This is a genomic window from Vibrio neptunius (assembly GCF_000967495.1).
In the GTDB taxonomy this organism is placed as follows: domain Bacteria; phylum Pseudomonadota; class Gammaproteobacteria; order Enterobacterales; family Vibrionaceae; genus Vibrio; species Vibrio neptunius.
The window spans coordinates 1-1,348 of record NZ_JXXU01000160.1; the positions used below are offsets into that span (position 1 = coordinate 1).

The window sequence follows — 1,348 nt, forward strand, 5'->3', positions numbered from 1 at the left end:
TACTCCCTGTCACGGCATCAAGGTGCCCAGTGTGGTTCAATCGAGTGAACTATCGACATTGGGAGTATCCAACATGAACAGTAACGTATTTGGTATTGATATCGCAAAACAGGTCTTTCAAATTCACTGGGTCGATCAAGAAACGGGAGAAATCCACTCAGACAAAGTAAAGCGAAAAGACTTTGTTCAATATTTTGCCAATCAACAGCCATCAATGATTGGTATGGAAACATGCGGTGGTGCTCACCATTGGGGAAGGTTGTTCGAAAAAATGGGTCACACCGTAAAATTATTGCCAGCTAAGAAAGTAAAACCTTTCGTTGTCGGGAACAAAAATGATGTGGTAGACGCCCGTGCCATTTGGACGGCGATGCAGCAACCAGGCATGAAATTCATTGCTGTAAAAACAGAAGAACAGCAGGCCATTCTTGGCATCCACCGGATGAGAGAACTACTGGTGAAACAAAGAACTGCACAAATCAACTCGATACGTGGGCTTTTGACCGAATTTGGAATCGTCATGCCGAAAGGTAAACAAGCGTTCAAAGAGAAATTGCCCAATTGTTTAGCAAAACTCGAAGAGAGTGCTCCCAGTGTTTTTATGTGTTCCTTACAAACTCAAGTAGAACGATTATCCCAACTGGATAAAGACATTAAACGACTGGAAAAGCAAATACAAAGTTGGTTTAAGCAGAACTCAGACTGCCAACGTATTGCCAAGGTGCCTGGAGTTGGCCCAATTACCGCAACTGCGATCATCGCGTCAATGGGAAATGCCTCAGCGTTTAAATCCAGTAGAGAGTTTGCAGCTTGGATAGGGATGGTGCCACGACAAACAGGGACAGGAGGTCGAGTACATTTACATGGCATCAGTAAAAGGGGAGATGTCTATTTACGGACTTTACTCATCCATGGAGCAAGAGCAGTCATGACTCACAGTAAAGAAAAAAGTGAATGGTTGCAGTCTTTGCAGGCAAGAAGACCGAAAAATGTCGTGACGGTGGCGTTAGCAAACAAGATAGCACGAACCGTTTGGGCATTGGTTGCCAACCAAACAGAATATCAGCCTTGTTAAGCAAGGCTGGTTACCAATTAAAACTAACAAAGGATGTTCGCTGAAAGTTTGCCAAGGTGCATCAAAGAGTAATGACAAACAGGTAAGACCAAGCCTTATAAAACCTGAATGGTTTTCTGAGCAATAAGCTCGCTAGGAAAATGAGGAATAAGGCTGCGGAGATCATTAGGGTCGGCAGAAGTCTGCCAATGTAGACCGAATATAAAACTGCCACCTAACCATGTTTGAAATTATTTAATGATGACCTAGCAAATGGGAAAGCGTTCATATAAA

The 1,348-nt window shown here is 43.2% G+C and carries 1 protein-coding gene; it reads left to right on the top strand.

The annotated features are described in order from the left end of the window. Positions 1–73: 73 nt before the first annotated feature. Positions 74–1,075, top strand: coding sequence for an IS110 family RNA-guided transposase (locus TW84_RS23620; RefSeq protein WP_045978046.1), 1,002 nt, complete (start codon positions 74–76; stop codon positions 1,073–1,075). Positions 1,076–1,348 lie beyond the last annotated feature (273 nt).

Bases quoted from the DNA above. Each gene is read 5' to 3' on its own strand.
- TW84_RS23620 (WP_045978046.1), top strand. From the start codon at position 74: ATGAACAGTAACGTATTTGGTATTGATATCGCAAAACAGGTCTTTCAA.